Genomic DNA, 17,033 nt, shown 5'->3' with positions numbered 1-17,033 from the left:
TGTTGATTATTACTGAACATATCTTGCTTCCCCCCAAAAAAAAAACACAAAATTTAAGCCATAAAAAAAACCATTCGAAATGCGAATGGTTTTTTTTATAATGTGTAATTATTTTATAAAAATATATTTAGAAACCAATATACTAACGCAGCCAGTAATGCAGAAACTGGAATCGTTAGTACCCAAGCCCAGAGTAAACTTACCGTTACACCCCAACGAACAGCCGAAATACGTTTCGTTAATCCAACTCCAATAATAGATCCTGTAATAGTATGTGTTGTACTTACCGGTACTTTAAAATGTTCAGTGAAATAAAGCGTTAAAGCTCCTGCAGTTTCAGCAGCTACTCCTTCAAAAGAAGTTACTTTGGTAATTTTAGAACCCATTGTTTTCACAATTTTCCAACCACCACTTAATGTTCCAACAGCAATAGCAGTATAACAAGCCAAAGGAATCCATTCAGGCATTGCTCCTTTTATTCCTTTATCATCATCTGGAAGAACTACTTGCAACCATTCTGGTAGATGCATAATATCAACACCGCTAGTTTTAATATAAACCGCCACGGCCGCAGCAATAATCCCCATTACTTTTTGAGAATCATTTCCACCGTGACCTAAACTAAAAGCAGCAGAAGAAAGCAATTGCATTTTTTTCAAAACTGCATCGGCTTTGTGTAAATTTAAACTACTAAATACTAAAGCAAATGTTGAAATCGATAGTATTATAAAAGCTACCAAAAACCACTTGATATTATGTGATTCAAATACGACACTCCAAAAAACAGAAGATTCAAAACGAGGCTTTTCTATTTTTTCGAATGGAACCATTTGGCTATAAACAAACCAAATTGACAATATCATTAATGCAACTGTAAACAATTTAGGCACAATACTTTTCCTAGAGGCATTTAACAACCAAATAGAAATCAAATATGACATTAAAGCTCCTAACAAAGGGGCAAGAACTATAAATGCAATGATAATTACTACACCAGAAGGCATGCCTCCATCTTTTCCTGCTTTGTACCAACTTACAATATCATACCAATGCCTAGTGTGCTGTACTCCATCTTCTATTAAAATATAATCTGAAAAACCGTGCATTGTAATTGCATGAGCAACCGCAGCACCAGCAAAACCACCAATCAAAGTATGTGAAGAACTGGAAGGAATTCCTTGCCACCAAGTAATTAAATTCCAAATAATTGCCGCTACAACACCTGCAAGGATAACTACTAAATCAATTTGACTTGAATCGGCCGTTTTTGCAACGGTATTTGCAACACCCAAGCCAAAAACCCAATAGGCCAAAAAGTTAAAAAAAGCTGCCCAAAGTACCGCTTGAAATGGCGATAAAACCTTGGTTGCAACAACAGTAGCAATAGCATTGGCAGCATCATGGAAACCATTGATGTAATCAAAAATTAATGCTAGAACTATAATAATTATGAGTAAAGTCATATCAATATCTTCAAATGAATAGAATTAAATTAAGAATGTTTTACCGTAATAGATTCTAAAACACTAGCAACACTCTTACATTTATCAGTTGCTGATTCTAAAACTGACAATACTTCTTTATATTTAATGATATTTTTGGCATCGGTTTCGTTTTCGAAAATTTCAAAAACAGCTTTGTTATATACCATATCCGACTTGTTTTCCAACTTATTAATTTTGGCACAAGCGTTAGTAATCGTCTTCATATTGCTCAAGTTTTTCAACTCTTTTACCGCAACATCAATATTTTGACAAGCCTCTAAATTGATTTCTGTCATTTTACGAATTGATTTCGTGATTTTATCCACCTGATATAAACGCATTCTTGAAGCAGCACCATGAAGATAATCGGCTACATAATCAATTGAAGTGATTAGGGAGTGAATATCTTCCCTGTCAAAAGGAGTAATGAAATTTCTACTCAATTCTAAATTGGTTTGACGTGTAATGTCTTCGCCTTTTTGTTCTAATTCATCTATTTTAAGAAAAAGAACTTCTCTTTCTTTCAATGGAAGATTTACGGCTTCGTGCAAAATTGAAGCCAATTCGATTAAATTACTTGATGCTTCTTCGAAAAGAGGAAAGAATTTTTTGTCTTTTGGAACTAAAAATTGAAAAATACTATTTAATGACATTTGTTTATGTTTTAGTAGTGCAAAATTACTTCATTATTTAAAGCTAATGTTAAGCTAATGTTAACAAATCCTCTTCGATTTGAAAACTATTCAGGAAAGTCACTGTTTTCTCAATATCATAATGAAGAATTCTGTCTTCTTTTACCAAAGGAACTTCACTCCTGTAAGATTTTAAAAACATTTCTATAAAATCACTTGACTTTAAAGGTCTGCGATATTCTATTGCTTGTGAAGCATTCATCAATTCTATGGCCAAAATACGCTCCAAATTTTCCATCACACGTAAACATTTGGTCGCACCATTAGCTCCCATGCTTACATGATCTTCCTGACCATTGCTTGAAACTATACTATCTACGCTCGAAGGAGTTGCCAATTGTTTGTTTTGACTTGCAATACTTGCGGCAGTATACTGCGGAATCATAAATCCGGAATTCAATCCTGGATTATCAACCAAGAACGCAGGAAGATTACGCAATCCAGAAATCAATTGATATGTTCTGCGCTCAGAAATACTACCTAATTCTGCCAAAGCAATAGCCATAAAATCTAAAGCCAAAGCCAAAGGCTGCCCATGAAAATTTCCACCCGAAATAATCTGGTCGCTTTCTATAAATATATTTGGGTTATCGGTTACCGAATTTATCTCTGTTTTAAAAACTTTTTTCACATAATCAAATGCATCTTTTGAAGCGCCATGCACTTGTGGAATACAACGGAAAGAATATGGATCCTGAACATGCGTTTTAGGCTGTTCAATAATTTCACTTCCCTCCAAAAACTCTTTTACTCTTTTGGCTGTAGCAATTTGACCGTTATGAGGACGTATATAATGAATCAACTCATTAAAAGGTTCAATTCTACCATCAAAACCTTCCAATGATATTGTCCCAATTAAATCGGCTAAAAATGAAAATTTGTTTGCTTTCATTGAGATATGAGCACCGTAAGCACTCATGAATTGAGTTCCGTTTAATAATGCCAAGCCTTCTTTTGACTTTAAAACGATAGGTTCCCAACCAAAATGCTTCAACACTTCGCTAGAATGTACTTTTTTACCTTCAAACAAAACTTCTCCTTCACCTAATAAAGGCAATGATAAATGTGCCAAAGGTGCTAAATCTCCAGAAGCCCCAAGTGAACCTTGAGTGTAAATAACTGGCAATATATCATTATTATAAAAATCAACCAATCGATCCACTGTTTGCAATTGCACTCCAGAATGCCCATAACTTAAAGATTGAATTTTTAGCAACAGCATCAATTTTACAATATCGTTTGGCACTTCCTCTCCTGTCCCACAAGAATGTGACTTTACGAGATTTTCTTGAAGTTTAGAAAGGTTTTCATTTGAAATTTTTACATTACAAAGTGATCCAAAACCAGTATTGATTCCGTAAATTGGTTCCGAATGAGAAGCCATTTTACTATCCAAGTATTTTCTACACTTAAGGATATTCGTTTTTGCAGCCTCTGAAAGAGCAATTGATTTATTATGAGAAATAATTTCCTGTAAAACCTCAAAAGAAAGTAATTCGGTACTTATATAATGTGTATTCTCCATTTTGTTTGAATTTAAGTGTTCAAAATTCCACAAATCAATATTAAAAAGCAATGTTTTTTGATAATAATTTAAATTTTAAGATGAAATAAAAAATAAAACAAGAAGAGTACGATATAATGTAATCACAAAAGCAACTCTATTTGAGTTGCTTTTGTGATATTGTATTTCAAATTAGATTAGGTTTCACAACCAAATAAATTCATTTTTATTAATAAGTATAAGTAACTACGCTATAAAGCTTTTCAGGATTAGTTCCACTTTTTGTGTAAAACTTATTTACTAATAGACTACCATTTAAATTATAAGTAATCTCATGTCTTGTTGTATATATTATTGAAGATCTATCACTAGTACTTACGGAACTAATTTCATTACTTTGATTTGCATTCCATAAACTACAAGTAGAAAATCCTAAAACATAAAAAAACGGATTCTTTTTTGTGTCAAAAATAGATTCTAAAGTATTCTTTTCTTCAACACCATAATTATCTACATATATAGATTCCTCTTTTATCACATTTCCATTCAAAATCGTATAAACAGAAGAATTACCTCTTGGCTCCAGCACTCCAGAATAATTTGAATAATGAGTACTTGATACTGTACCATCAATATTATACTCAAATACTATTTTATAAATTTGGTCTTTATTTTGGGTATTCGTCTGCGAAATCAATTTGTTTTTATCATTATACAAATACACTGTCGAACTTTGCACTATACCCGCTTTATCAACAGATTCCAATTTTGTTATTAAATTCCCAGTATAAGTATATATATCTGTATTTGCTTCTGTAGGTATTGTGTTTCCAAAACTTAAATAGGTACCTGAAATACTAATTAGCTTAACTATGTTCATTGAGTCATAAGTAAAAACACTAAAACTTTTATCTACTATAGTTGCTCCAGTAATAGCATCATAACTATATTGTTCAGCTGTTCTTGTTTTAGGGACTTCCAATACTACTTTTTCAGAAGCAATACCTTTTGGACTTTCTTGACCTGACAAATTTACTGTAACAGTATATGTAAAAGCTCCTGTAGTAGTTAAAACATCTGTGAATTTTGCTTCCGTAAGTGGAGTTGAATTAATTTTTACTGGATTGTCATTTCTATAAATATTATATGTAATTCCTGTACCTGCTACAGCTGGCCAAGTAACATTTATTGAATTTCCATCTAAAACCGCTTGAGCTGTAGTTGCCGATGGTACAACAATTGGAGAATCATCATTGCCACTGCAAGATACTAGGGTAAAAAAAGCAATACATAATAATGCAATCTGTTTTTTCATTATAATATTTTTAGAATTATTTTTAGCCAAAATAGTATAATTTTTACAATTTAAGGAAAAAAAAGAATAAATGCTTTACATTAATAAAAACTTAAATTCATTAATTAAATCTAAAAATCATAGCCAAAGAAAAATAATTATCACACTACAATTAATGTCCCTAAATAATTCTTAAAAAGCAGAAAATAACGAGTTTTAAAAAACTTATAATTTACATTTTCATCATTACAACATTATCCACAAGCCTATTTTACCACAAGTTGTAACTTAATCAAAAGAAAATCATCATAGAAAATCACTTCCAAAAAGAGTATAAATTAAAGATAATCTCAACAAACAAAGAAATAAATTATACAATATCAAATTTGAATCCATATTAAATTTAAATATTGAACTATTCGCAAAAATACCTCACAAAGCTTTATTTTTTAATGAAAAACTGTACTTTTGGGAAATCAAAAATGAAAAAATTTAACAGCACATATCATCCTTCGATAACAACTCAAATCTGGGTTGCGCTTGCTGTTACAACTACATCTACTACAACTACTACCCCTTAGGGGTATACATTTTACATATAATCCAGTTGCTGTACTTTTTTCTTAAAGAAAGATAGTCATGGGTGTATAGAAGCCTTTTGCAATTTAAAATAACAAAATACAATATAAATATCGTTAAGATTTCAAATAGTGATGATCATATAAAATAGCGATACCAAATTACATTAAAACAAATACATAATAATATCTACCATATGAAAGTATTAAAATTTGGCGGAACTTCGGTAGCCAATGCAGAAAACATAAAACTAGTTTTAGATATAGTCATTAATAAAGCACAAGAAGAAAAACTTGTTGTTGTCGTATCAGCCTTAAGTAAAGTAACTGATTTATTACAATTGGCTGCATCCAAAGCGGCTGCAAATGATGAAAGCTTTAAAGATATTGTTACCGAAATCGAGAAAAAACATTTAGAAGCACTTAAACAACTTATTCCCGTAAGTGAACAAAGCGGCTTGTTAAGTCATATCAAAAGAATCATCAATCACCTGGAAACACTGCTTGACGGTTGCTTTCTTTTGGGAGAATTATCCCCAAGAACTCTAGATACCATTCTAAGTTTTGGAGAATTATTATCTTCTTATATCATTGCCGAGGCTTTAAAACAAAAGCTAAAAAACAGTCGTTACAAAGACAGCCGAGAATTGATTAAAACAAACAATCATTTTGGAAAAGCAGCGGTGAACTTTGAACATTCAAACCAACTGATTGCAGATTTTTTTGCATCTAATGAAAATCAAGTTGTTGTGATGCCCGGTTTTATTGCTACAACTGAAGATGGTATAAATACTACTTTAGGTCGTGGTGGTTCGGATTATACTGCCGCTATTATTGCAGGAGCATTAAATTCTACAGATTTAGAAATTTGGACAGATGTAAATGGAATGTTTACAGCAAATCCAAAAATTGTAAAACAAGCACAACCTATTGCTACAATATCTTACCAAGAAGCAATGGAATTGTCTCATTTTGGTGCCAAAGTATTGTATCCGCCAACAATTCAGCCTGTTTTAAGAAAAAATATTCCAATTATAATCAAGAATACTTTCGAGCCACAAGCCGAAGGGACTTTGATTTCCAATATTGTTTCTGCGCATACAAATCCAGTAAAAGGGATTAGTCACATCGATAACATTACTTTGATAACTCTAGAAGGTTCAGGTATGATTGGAGTTGCTGGTTCTTCCAAAAGACTATTTGAAGTTTTATCTAATGAAAGTATAAACGTAATTTTTATTACTCAAGCTTCATCGGAGCATTCTATATGTATTGGTATTTTAAATTCAGATGCCGAAACTGCTGAAATTGCTATCAATAAAGCTTTTCAAATAGAAATTGCACAAAACAAAATTGATCCTTGTATTGTAGAACAAAATCTTTGCATTATCGCTTTGGTAGGTGAAAACATGAAAAACCATCAAGGTTTGAGTGGAAGAATGTTCAGTACTTTAGGAAAAAACAATGTCAATATTCGTGCAATTGCACAAGGTGCTTCGGAAAGAAACATCTCGGTGGTTATCAATGAAAGAGACGTCAAAAAAGCGTTGAACACTTTACACGAAAATTTCTTTGAAGAAAACACTAAGCAATTAAACCTATTTGTAATGGGTGTTGGAAATGTGGGTGAGAAATTCATCGAACAAATTCATCAGCAAAAGAAATTTCTAAGAGAAAATTTAAAAATAAACGTAAGGGTTATTGCTGTTTCCAACTCCAGAAAAATGTATTTTGATGAAGATGGAATGCCTCTAAAAGAATGGCAATCACTTCTTGAAAAAGGAGAATCAGCCAACAGAGAGCAATTTATTGCAAATGTAAAAACACTGAATTTACGTAACAGTATTTTTGTGGATATCACTGCCAATGAAGATGTGTCTAAAACATACGATCAGTATTTAAAACAAAACGTAGCGGTAGTAACTTGCAACAAAATTGCTTGTTCATCGGCCTATGACAATTACAAAAACCTAAAAAGTTTATCTCGTAAATTCAATGCGCCTTTCCTTTTTGAAACGAATGTTGGAGCTGGATTACCAATTATAGATACAGTAAAAAACTTAATCGCTTCTGGTGATAAAGTGCATAAAATACAAGCCGTTTTGTCAGGTAGTTTGAACTTTATTTTTAATAATTTTGATGAAAATAATACTTTTCATGATGTTGTCAAAGAAGCTGGAGTTCAAGGATTTACAGAGCCAGACCCAAAAATTGATTTAAGCGGAATTGACGTAGCCAGAAAGATCCTTATTTTGATTCGTGAAAGCGGTTACCAAATGGAAATTAAAGACATTGAAAACAAATCTTTTCTTCCAAAAGAATGTATGGGGACTACCAATAATGATGCTTTTTTCGCTTCATTAAAAGAACACGCAAAACACTTTGAATCAATTTTAGCAGAAGCCAATCAAAAAGAGAGTAGACTAAAATTTGTGGCCCAATTTGAAAATGGAAAAGCAAGCGTAGGTTTACAATTCATTCCAAAAGACCACCCATTTTACAATTTGGAAGGAAAAGACAATATCGTTTTATTCTACACCGATCGTTACGTTGATCAACCGTTATTGATAAAAGGTGCTGGTGCAGGAGCAGCAGTAACAGCTTCTGGAATTTTTGCCGATGTAATTAGAATAGGAAATGTATAAATAAAGTTGCTAAGTTGCTAAGACTCTAAGATGCTAAGTCATCTCAGAATCTCAGAAACTTAGAATCTTAGAATCTTAAAAACAATGACTGAAATAAAAATATTTTGCCCCGCCACCATTGCGAATCTTTCGTGTGGTTTTGATGTGCTCGGACTTTGTTTAGCCACTGCAGGTGACGAAATGATCGTTCGGAAATCGGATGTGAAAGGAGTTCGTATTACTAAAATAGTGGGCGCCGATTTACCATTGGAAACCGAAAACAATGTTGCTGGCGTTGCTGCTTTAGCAATGTTGGAAGAAATCGAAACCGAATTTGGTTTTGAGATCGAAATCTACAAACATATTAAAGCAGGAAGTGGTATCGGAAGTAGTGCTGCCAGTTCAGCGGGTGCAGTTTTTGGTATCAACGAATTATTGGGACGTCCTTTCACAAGAAAAGAATTGGTAAAATTTGCCATGCAAGGCGAAAAATTGGCCAGTGGTAACGCCCACGCAGACAATGTTGCCCCTGCCCTTTTGGGAGGTTTCACATTGGTACGATCATCGAATCCTTTGGATATCATCAAAATTGAAAGTCCATCAGAATTATACGCCACGGTGGTACACCCACAAATTGAGTTGAAAACATCGGATGCACGTTCAGTATTGAAACAAACAGTTTCCCTAAAAAGTGCCATTACCCAATGGGGAAATGTTGGTGGATTGGTAGCTGGGCTTTATACTCAGGATTATGAGTTAATCGGACGTTCTTTACACGATGAAATCATAGAACCTATCCGCAGCATGCTGATTCCAGGATTTGATTTAATTAAGCAAACTGCTTATGAAAATGGAGCTTTGGGTTCAGGAATTTCGGGTTCTGGCCCTTCTATTTTTGCTTTAAGCAAAGGAAAAGAAAACGCAGATAAAATTGCCAAAGCCATGAGTGCCGTTTACGAAGAGATGAATTTGCCTTATGAAATTCACGTTTCCAAAGTGAATGATGAAGGGATGAAAATAATTTAATAAAAAGTAATTAATGATTAGTAAAAAGTAATTAGCATAAATACTTTTTACTAATCATTAAAGACTAATCACTAAGCATAACAACAATGAAATATTACAGTTTAAACCATAATGCACCAAACGTTTCTTTTCAAGAAGCAGTAATACAAGGATTAGCAACAGATAAAGGTTTGTATTTTCCAGAAACTATCACTCCATTAGCACCAAGTTTTTTTGAGGCTATCGAAAGTTTATCACACGAAGAAATCGCTTTTGAAGCGATTAAACAATTTGTGGGAGACGAAATCCCTGCCGAAACTTTAAAACAAATCATTGCCGAAACTTTATGTTTTGATTTCCCATTGGTGGAAGTTGAAAACGGAATCTATTCTCTTGAATTATTTCACGGTCCAACTATGGCGTTCAAAGATGTGGGCGCAAGATTTATGTCTCGTTGTCTAGCTTATTTCAACAAAGACAGTAAAGACAATAAAAACACTGTGCTTGTGGCCACTTCTGGAGATACTGGAGGTGCTGTTGCTAGTGGTTTTCTTGGTGTAAACGGTGTTGACGTCGTGATTCTTTATCCTTCGGGAAAAGTGAGTGACATTCAGGAAAGACAATTAACGACTTTGGGGCAGAATATAAAAGCACTTGAAGTAGACGGTGTTTTTGATGATTGCCAAGATATGGTCAAAAAAGCATTTCTTGACGAAAGCTTAAGCCATATGCAATTAACATCTGCCAATTCAATCAATATTGCGCGTTGGTTACCACAAATGTTTTACTTTTTCTTTGCTTACAAAGCACTGAAAGCACAAAACAAACCATTAGTATTCTCTTGTCCAAGCGGAAACTTTGGTAATATTTGCGCAGGTATTATTGCTAAGAAATTAGGCTTACCTATCGAACATTTCGTAGCTTCTACCAATGTAAATGATACGGTGCCAAGATTCCTTGCCAACGGAATTTACGACCCAAAACCATCAATCGCAACGATCTCGAATGCTATGGATGTTGGGAATCCAAGTAACTTCATTCGCATTCAAGAGATGTACCAAAATGATTTGGAGCAATTCAAAAAAGATTTTACATCATATACCTTTACCGATGCAGAAACTTTGGTAGCGATGAAGGCCATTCATAACGAAAGAGGCTATATCGCAGAACCACACGGAGCTGTTGGTTATTTAGGATTGAAAAAAGAATTGCAAAACATACCAAACGCAATTGGTATTTTCTTAGAAACGGCACATCCTATCAAATTCTTGGATGTTGTTGAACCGGCTTTGGGAGTAACATTACCTCTTCCTACTCAAATAGAAAGCGTGATGAACAAAGAAAAAGTAAGCGTTAAAATTTCAACTTATGATGAATTGAAAGCGTTCTTGAATTCAAAATAATTCTTTCAAAAAAAGGTTTTCAAACCATATAAGTAATATAAGACCATTTAAGTTTTGCTAGTGATTAGTGAAATTTAAATGGTTTTCTTTTTATACAAAAATAATCTCAGCTCAACTAAGTATTCGCTGTTATGCTTAGCAAAATCTCCCGATTTCACCACACACGCAGAGCTAACAATACAAATCTACAATCAAAATAACATCCTGCTGTAACAAAGAAACATTAGCGTTTATAATAAAACGAACTCACTGTCCAATAAAAAATTTAGCCAAACAGAAAAATTTAGTTCAAAAAAACATTAAATTTAACTCTCTAAAAAATAACATCATGGCAAATAATAAAGTTACACTTCACAGAGTTTTTTCGGCACCTCCTGAGAAAGTTTATAAAGCGTTCACAGATGGGGATGCAATGGCTTCGTGGTTACCACCTTATGGTTTTGTCTGCAAAGTACATAGTATGAATGTTCAAATTGGTGGAAAATACAAAATGTCGTTTACCAATTTCACTACAGGAAACAGTCATTCATTTGGTGGTGAATATTTAGAAATTATACCTAATGAACGATTAAAATACACAGACGTGTTTGACGACCCAAACTTACCGGGACAAATGATTACAACAATCGAACTGCGAAAAGTATTATGCGGTACAGAACTTTTTGCAACACAGGAAGGAATACCTGATGCAATTCCAACCGAAATGTGTTATTTAGGCTGGCAGGAATCATTAGATAAATTAAAACGTTTGGTAGAACCAAATATTCCAGATGCTTAACTTAGTAAAACTAAAAAATTAAAAAAATGGCAAAACAAATTTTCATCAATTTAGCAGTAACTGACCTGCAAAAATCTATGGCCTTTTATACTGCATTAGGCTTTACAAACAATCCTCAATTTTCGGACGACAGCGGAAAGTGCATGGTTTGGTGTGAAAATATTTTTGTGATGCTTTTGACACACGAAAAGTTTGCAGGCTTTGCCACCAAACCAATTGCAGACACCAAATCAAGCGTAGCTGGACTTTTTTCATTATCTACTGAAAGTGTTGATGAAGTAAACAGCATTATGGAAAATGGACTGAAGGCTGGTGGAATTGAGCCAAGCGAAATGAAAGATTATGGTTTTATGCAACAGCGGACTATCGAAGATTTTGACGGACACACTTGGGAAATTTTCTATATGGATATTTCAAAATTCCCAACAGCATAGTAAGACGGAACGCAAAACAAACTATTGCTTTTCAGGCAATCCAAAAGCCCTATGACATTAATTGCAATATTTTTTCCGTTTGTTTCCTTCTTTCTGAGAGGCAGAATACTCACGTCTATTCTCTGCCTAATTTTACAAGTAACTTTAATTGGCTGGATTCCGGCAGTAATTTGGGCCGTTATCTCATTACAAAACTCAAGAGCTGATAAACGTAACAAAATGCTGATTAAGGCTATAAAAGTAAAATAGCAGTCAAGTAATAAAGCCAAACTATAAAACACTCAATATGTTTATCATTTCATTATCATATAAAAAAGACATCCGTGAGGTAGATAAATTTATCGAATCACATACTCAATTTTTAGACAAATACTATTCAGAAAAAAAATTCATTTTTTCAGGAAGGAAAAACCCAAGAACAGGAGGCATAATATTAGTTCGTAATGTGAATAGAGATACGCTACAGGAAATTATTAAGCAAGATCCTTTTTATCAGAATGAAATAGCTGATTATGACATTACCGAAGTAATCCCGACCAAATATGATGAAGACTTTGCTCTTTTTATATAAAGAAAAAAAAGACCTTTAATGAGACCTTCTTGATTACGTGTAAAAATCCCCAAAACAACTAATAAAATCAAAAACGAAATTTTTTGCTTTGGGGTTAAGCCCATATTATAAAACAGTAGGAGTTACAAAACCAATTCTTCAAACAAGCATTGAATCGTTTTATCCAAATCCGTAGATAAACCCGAATGTGGTCTGGAAGTTTGTATCGCCGAACTTCGGATGGCGGTCAACCAACGAAAACGGGACGGAATATCGAACTCACCAATAGGCCCACCGGATTTGCCACCGTGAGCGATTTTCTGAAAAGATTCTAGATTCAATTCGAGTTGTTCCAAATCAAAATCTTCCGAGAACAATAGCAATTTTGCTTCATTAACTGAATAGAGCATTTTTATGAATTTTGCTTTTTTGCAAAACAGAATAATGCCTACATTCAGAAATTCTTCACGTTCTACCCTTGGCACAACGCGAATAACGGCATATTCATATAAGTTTTTCTCTTGCATTTTGGGCTTCATTTATAAAAATTTCTGAATGATTCAATCGCGTCCATAAAAACTGAAAGTACACTTCTCTAATTTCGTCTGGGGTTTGTTCGGTGTCTTCCCAATGGAGCCAATCTTCGGGAATATAATCGACAATATCCTGCAGTATTTCTTTGGTGAGTAACTTTCTAAAAGCAAGGTCTGTTTCTTTTAGTTCGGTTGCTTGAGGCAATAAAACATGATCTTTAATAAGCGCAAAAGGACTTTTGGCATGTGTTTCCCAAGTATTCCAAGAATGATGAAAATATAGGGAGGCTCCATGATCAATGAGCCATAATTCTTTGTGCCAAATAAGCATATTGGTATTCCTGAATGTACGATCAACATTGGTAATAAAGGCATCCAACCAAACGATTTGCGAAGCCAAGTCCGCAGGCAGTTTTGTCACCACGGGATCAAAAGTAATAGCTCCCGACAAAAAATGCAAGGCTAGATTCAGTCCTTGACTTCCTTGCAATAAATCTTGGATTTCCTCATCTCCTTCGGTACGACCAAAGGCTTCGTCGAGATTGGCAAACACCAATTCGGGCATTTTTAGCTTCAAAACTCGGGCGATTTCTCCGCCTATGAGTTCGGCGATCAAGGCTTTTACGCCATGCCCCGCACCTCTAAATTTCAAAACATATTTAAAATCATCATCCGCTTCGGCTAGAGCAGGCAACGAACCACCCTCCCGCAGCGGCGAAATATAGCGCGTAACATTTACAGTTCTTAATTCAAGTGGTTTTCTCATAGTATGATTTTACGAACTACAAACTTACAAATAACTATTTTCTTTAAGACGCTAAGCTACTAAGAAACTAAGATTGTACTAGACAGCTCAAACCGATAAACAATTTAATCAATTTAACGATTAAACTCTTAAACGATTAAACAATTTTATCCTCCAAACTCAAATATGCTTTCCCAATATTTGCAATAATATCCGAAGCGATAAAAGACTGATAACCCGTTTCGGGCAAAGAGATATCGGCAGTCAAACCGTGCAGGTAGACGCCCAGTATAGCTGCATCGATGGATCTATAGGATTGTGCCAAAAGACTCGTAATCATCCCCGTCAGAACATCCCCGCTTCCGGCAGTGGCCAGCGCAGCGTTTCCGGTCGTATTTACATAAATCAATTCACCGTCAACAATATAAGTTGGAGCACCTTTCATCACAATCACCACTTGGTTCACAAGCGAAAAAACGACAGTTTTTCCAAACTTTTCTTCTTCTGTATACCATTTCCCTATCAATCGTTCCAATTCTTTTGGATGCGGAGTCAAAACGGTTCTGGGTGAAACCAAAGCTACCCAAGACGGGTTATGTGACAAAATATTTAGAGCATCAGCATCGATAACCAGCGGAAGACTTGTATTTGACAAAAAATCATGAAGTGCTTTTTGAGTTGCCATTTTCTGTCCCATTCCGGGGCCTATTCCTATTGCATTGACATCCAGATTCAAAGCAATCTCCGAAAGATATTTTTCGTGATCATCCGTCACCACCATCGCTTCCGGAATGGAGATTTGCACAATTTCGTAGCCACATTGCGGAACAAAAGCAGTTACCAGTCCACAACCCGTTTTCAGTGCCGCTTTCGAAGCCAAACACACCGCCCCTATCTTTCCATAGCTCCCGCCAACGAGCAAAGCGTGTCCCTGTATGCCTTTGTGGGTGTATTTATCAATGGTTTTGTAGCGTTTCAGAATTTCATTTCTATCGATTGCAATAGGATTATTCATGAGATGAATTTTCTATTAAAAGTACGAAATAATAAAAATCGAAAATCAAAAATCCAACTTTTAAATTCTGAAATCTGAAATCTACATTCTGAAATCTGCAATCTAAAATCATCTGGGCGTGACCACAATGTCATTAAGTTAAGAAAAATAAAAAAACAGCACGCAGATTTGGCAGATTTTTTTTACCCTTTTTTCTGCGGAAATCTGCGTGAAAATAAAAATAGTAATTCCTTAACTTAATGACATTGGGCGTGACCACTGCAAGAAAAGGGGCTAACTCATAGCAGCGAGTATACAGCCCCTTTCCTTACAGCGGTCGGGCTATCTGGGCTACTTCGGTAGCTTCCGTCTATCCCTCACGCAATTCACCACGGCTATAAGGAAAACGAGAGCATCAATTTTCATAAGGCATCAATCCAAAATTCCATTAATACATACTTATATGATTATTTTCCTTGTTTGCAATCCGAAAATAAGATAGTAAACACCAACAGTATTGGTACTAAATACCTATAATAGAGGTACAAATCACCAATATTATTGGTACTTAACACGAATAATACAGGTACTAAACACCAATAACACTGGTATTTAATACCAACAATACAGGTACTAAACACCAATAATACTGGTATTTAACACCAATAATAGTGGTAATATTCACCAGTACTATTGGTACTAAACACCAATAATATTAGTGATTAACATCTTTTATTGAGTTAAAATAATTATATTTATAGAATAAAACGCACAAAAAATGATAAACACCGACAAAAAATACAAGAAAGATCTCGGAGAACAGTACCCTTTGGTAGGTAATTTTATTCATTACCATATTTACCACAATAAAATTAAGAAAGCTGATGTGTCCAGAGCATTGGGAATAATTCCCACGGGACTGAATGACTATTTCAAGAGAGACTCCTTGCAATTTGCCATTTTATGGAAGCTGAGTCTTGTGCTAAAGCATAACTTTCTTGCCCAATTGGGTGAATATTTACCCTATCGTTTTGAGAGCATTCAAGAAAAAGCCCTCAAGGTACAACTGGCCGAAAAAGATGCCATCATACAAAAAATGGAAATCCAATTGGCAACAATTAGGGAAATGATCCATAAGCAATAAATGATACCGAAATTGATTTCAAACCCATACTATTAAAAAAATAAACGGTATGTTTGTTAGACATAGCCACCCAAATTTGGGCGGGTTTGTGTGATTTTGTTATACATATATACTAGTTGGTGGCAATTTAACCGCAAAATGGACGAAAACAAGAATCTATGAAAATTTTAAAAGTCTTTCTATTAATTACTATTTGCTTTTTGTTTTCTTGYAATAAAAAACACGAACAAAATGATATTGAAAAATCAAATGATTCAATTTATGTTTACAACCAAAATCATACTAAAAAAGAAGATACAGTTTGTCTAAATGAAGAAAAACGAGCAGAAAAAGACATACAARGTGGAAAATTAGTTTATTTCTATTTTCRGGGAAAGACAAAAATGTATAGAAGCAATAAAGAAATGAAAACGTTACTTTCCGCTTATAATATAGAAATTGATTCTGCTTTAGTATCCTGTATTCCTGACCTAAATGGATTTAAAAGAAATTGCTACGCTTCTAAAATGARAATTGCTATTGAAAAAAAATATGGTAATGAATTTATAAACACATTAAKAAATTTAGCCGAAATTCAATTTGTAATAAATAATCCAAATTTAGTGTTCAAATTTGAAGAGTGTGATACAACTTCAAGATATCCGAACACAAAAAATTATTCAGATTATTTTAAAAAACCCAAAGAAGACTTTGAAAAACATTTTACTTATCCAAAAGATTATAAATTTAAATCAGGAAAATATTATTCGAGTACACAAATAAGTTTTATTTTAAATAAAAACGGAAAAATAAGCAACATTGAAACTGATTGTAGTTTCACAGATTCTGAAAACAATAAGTTTGCAGAATATTTTAAAAATGAAACTTTAAAATTTGTAGAAAAAACAAAATGGATTCCTGCTAAATTTAAAGGCATAAATGTAAATAGTGAAATGAGTTTTATATATTTCCATAAATAAACTGCCACCAACAGCCACTACAACGGATTTGGGCATTTGGCTTAAAGGAAAGATGGTTTTGTACTTGGGATTATTTGGCAAATCCGAAGAATGAGTTTAATTTAGTCCCAAACGCGCTGTAGTACCAAGACGTCAGGCTGTGAAAAAACCTCTTTTTTTTCTCAAAATCTTCAAATTTTACAATCCTACAATTCAAATAAAGCCTTCTGAGAAGGCTCTTTTTTTAAGCTACTAATTTTATCGGATAAAAAATGTGCCTTGCATTTAGCTTTAAATAGATCACTTTTATTAGCTTTAAATAGATCACTTTTA

16 protein-coding genes are annotated in these 17,033 nt (G+C 33.9%); 9 read left to right on the top strand and 7 right to left on the bottom strand.

Annotation, left to right across the window (positions count from 1 at the left end; translation table 11 throughout):
* Positions 1-113: 113 nt before the first annotated feature.
* The 4 genes from AC1DY0_RS17605 to AC1DY0_RS17590 all read right to left on the bottom strand — a co-directional run bounded on the left by AC1DY0_RS17605 (position 114) and on the right by AC1DY0_RS17590 (position 4,995).
* The gene (locus tag AC1DY0_RS17605) at positions 114-1,463 is read right to left on the bottom strand and encodes an inorganic phosphate transporter (protein WP_477189894.1); all 1,350 of its coding nucleotides are present in this window, start codon (positions 1,461-1,463) and stop codon (positions 114-116) included.
* A gap of 29 nt (positions 1,464-1,492) precedes the next feature.
* Positions 1,493-2,137 carry a DUF47 domain-containing protein gene (locus tag AC1DY0_RS17600; protein ID WP_116795284.1) on the bottom strand — a complete coding sequence of 215 codons (645 nt, stop codon included), beginning with the start codon at positions 2,135-2,137 and terminating at the stop codon, positions 1,493-1,495.
* A 49-nt stretch (positions 2,138-2,186) separates the two neighbouring features.
* Positions 2,187-3,701, bottom strand: a complete 1,515-nt coding sequence (gene hutH, locus AC1DY0_RS17595) for a histidine ammonia-lyase (protein WP_477189893.1) — start codon at positions 3,699-3,701, stop codon at positions 2,187-2,189.
* A 208-nt stretch (positions 3,702-3,909) separates the two neighbouring features.
* Positions 3,910-4,995: a hypothetical protein gene (locus AC1DY0_RS17590; protein WP_477189892.1), complete on the bottom strand. Its 1,086-nt coding sequence runs from the start codon at positions 4,993-4,995 to the stop codon at positions 3,910-3,912.
* A 754-nt stretch (positions 4,996-5,749) separates the two neighbouring features.
* Between AC1DY0_RS17590 and thrA the strand changes: the two genes are divergently transcribed.
* From thrA to AC1DY0_RS17555, 7 genes are all read left to right on the top strand, one after another.
* A complete protein-coding gene (thrA, locus tag AC1DY0_RS17585) occupies positions 5,750-8,197 on the top strand; it encodes a bifunctional aspartate kinase/homoserine dehydrogenase I (protein WP_477189891.1) in 2,448 nt (815 codons plus the stop codon).
* A gap of 84 nt (positions 8,198-8,281) precedes the next feature.
* Positions 8,282-9,202 carry a homoserine kinase gene (locus tag AC1DY0_RS17580; RefSeq protein WP_477189890.1) on the top strand — a complete coding sequence of 307 codons (921 nt, stop codon included), beginning with the start codon at positions 8,282-8,284 and terminating at the stop codon, positions 9,200-9,202.
* A gap of 86 nt (positions 9,203-9,288) precedes the next feature.
* Positions 9,289-10,584 carry a threonine synthase gene (gene thrC, locus AC1DY0_RS17575; RefSeq protein ID WP_477189889.1) on the top strand — a complete coding sequence of 432 codons (1,296 nt, stop codon included), beginning with the start codon at positions 9,289-9,291 and terminating at the stop codon, positions 10,582-10,584.
* Positions 10,585-10,912: 328 nt separating this feature from the next.
* Positions 10,913-11,362, top strand: coding sequence for an SRPBCC family protein (locus tag AC1DY0_RS17570; RefSeq protein ID WP_477189888.1), 450 nt, complete (start codon positions 10,913-10,915; stop codon positions 11,360-11,362).
* 26 nt (positions 11,363-11,388) lie between these two features.
* Positions 11,389-11,796, top strand: coding sequence for a VOC family protein (locus tag AC1DY0_RS17565; protein WP_477189887.1), 408 nt, complete (start codon positions 11,389-11,391; stop codon positions 11,794-11,796).
* A gap of 51 nt (positions 11,797-11,847) precedes the next feature.
* Positions 11,848-12,045 carry a YqaE/Pmp3 family membrane protein gene (locus tag AC1DY0_RS17560; RefSeq protein ID WP_477189886.1) on the top strand — a complete coding sequence of 66 codons (198 nt, stop codon included), beginning with the start codon at positions 11,848-11,850 and terminating at the stop codon, positions 12,043-12,045.
* Positions 12,046-12,082: 37 nt separating this feature from the next.
* Positions 12,083-12,367: a YciI family protein gene (locus AC1DY0_RS17555; protein ID WP_477189885.1), complete on the top strand. Its 285-nt coding sequence runs from the start codon at positions 12,083-12,085 to the stop codon at positions 12,365-12,367.
* A 122-nt stretch (positions 12,368-12,489) separates the two neighbouring features.
* Here the strand turns inward: AC1DY0_RS17555 and AC1DY0_RS17550 are convergent, their stop codons facing one another.
* The 3 genes from AC1DY0_RS17550 to AC1DY0_RS17540 all read right to left on the bottom strand — a co-directional run bounded on the left by AC1DY0_RS17550 (position 12,490) and on the right by AC1DY0_RS17540 (position 14,639).
* A complete protein-coding gene (locus tag AC1DY0_RS17550; RefSeq protein ID WP_477189884.1) occupies positions 12,490-12,873 on the bottom strand; it encodes a DUF3037 domain-containing protein in 384 nt (127 codons plus the stop codon).
* The gene (locus AC1DY0_RS17545) at positions 12,851-13,645 is read right to left on the bottom strand and encodes a HipA family kinase (protein WP_477189883.1); all 795 of its coding nucleotides are present in this window, start codon (positions 13,643-13,645) and stop codon (positions 12,851-12,853) included. Before AC1DY0_RS17545 ends, AC1DY0_RS17550 begins: the two co-directional genes overlap by 23 nt.
* Positions 13,646-13,781: 136 nt before the next feature.
* Positions 13,782-14,639, bottom strand: coding sequence for an NAD(P)H-hydrate dehydratase (locus tag AC1DY0_RS17540; RefSeq protein ID WP_477189882.1), 858 nt, complete (start codon positions 14,637-14,639; stop codon positions 13,782-13,784).
* 757 nt (positions 14,640-15,396) lie between these two features.
* On the opposite strand from AC1DY0_RS17540, the gene AC1DY0_RS17535 reads away from it, so the two are divergent.
* Together AC1DY0_RS17535 and AC1DY0_RS17530 are read left to right on the top strand one after the other, a co-directional pair.
* Positions 15,397-15,762: a transcriptional regulator gene (locus tag AC1DY0_RS17535; protein ID WP_477189881.1), complete on the top strand. Its 366-nt coding sequence runs from the start codon at positions 15,397-15,399 to the stop codon at positions 15,760-15,762.
* A 404-nt stretch (positions 15,763-16,166) separates the two neighbouring features.
* On the top strand, positions 16,167-16,721 hold the full coding sequence (locus AC1DY0_RS17530) for a hypothetical protein (RefSeq protein ID WP_477189880.1): 555 nt from the start codon (positions 16,167-16,169) through the stop codon (positions 16,719-16,721).
* The last annotated feature ends 312 nt before the right edge of the window (positions 16,722-17,033 follow it).

Source organism: Flavobacterium sp. P1_E4 (assembly GCF_056405915.1).
This window is presented reverse-complemented; position numbering and strand designations above follow the sequence as displayed.